This is a genomic window from Paenibacillus sp. P4_A7 (assembly GCF_056402455.1).
This window is the reverse complement of sequence record NZ_JBFUHJ010000867.1, coordinates 1-830: the sequence shown is the minus strand read 5'-3', so window position 1 is coordinate 830 and position 830 is coordinate 1. Positions and strand designations below refer to the sequence as shown.

At 44.5% G+C, this 830-nt stretch carries 1 protein-coding gene; it reads left to right on the top strand.

The genetic code is table 11. The annotated features are described in order from the left end of the window. Positions 1-18 precede the first annotated feature (18 nt). A partial coding sequence (locus AC1DWN_RS34585) for an ATP-binding cassette domain-containing protein (protein ID WP_477563319.1) occupies positions 19-830 on the top strand: 812 nt, incomplete at its 3' end.

The window sequence follows — 830 nt, the reverse complement described above, 5'->3', positions numbered from 1 at the left end:
GTCCAACAGGAGCTTGAATTGTGCTTCGAGCATATAGCGGTTATCGAACGAGAGCTGAAGGAACTGGAGCATAAACTTAGTCATGCGGATGACAATGAGTTAAATACGCTGTTGGAACGCCAAGCAGAGCTTTTTGAACAGATGGAATATTTGCATGGCTGGAATGTCTCAGTTGACATCGACACCGTCCTAACGAAGCTGGGCTTTAACGATCATTCGCGACATCAGCCTGTAGATGAGCTTTCGGGAGGCTGGAGAAACCGAGCGGCGCTTGCCAAAATGCTTATTGAGCTCCCTGACATAGTATTGTTGGATGAGCCGACTAACTTTTTGGATCTGGATGGCTTAGTTTGGCTGGAGCAATGGCTGCACCGTTTCAAAGGGACCATGATTCTGGTTTCCCATGATCGCCAGTTTATTGACAGAGTCGTTACACGCACAATTGAAATCGAGAACTATCATTTTCAGGAATATGACGGGAATTATACCGATTATATTCGGAAGAAGAAGCTGCGTAAAAAGGAGCTAGACCGTCAATTCGAGTGGGAAGAAGAGCTTCTAATCATGGAAGCTGAAGAGATCGATACCCGCTCACAAAAGAAATCCTCAAAGGATCGTTTGTCCCGTAAGCTAGCCGACATGAAGAAACGGGTCGAGCCGCATCCGGTAAATGTACTTATTACTGATATCTATCAAAATCTTCGCTTTCCGGATAACCTTTGCCAAGTAAGCAAAATCAGTAAAGGATTTGGAGACGTTTCAATATTTGAAGAAATCTCCTTTGACATTCAGAAGGAAGATCGAATTGCCATTATTGGTCCGAACGGAAG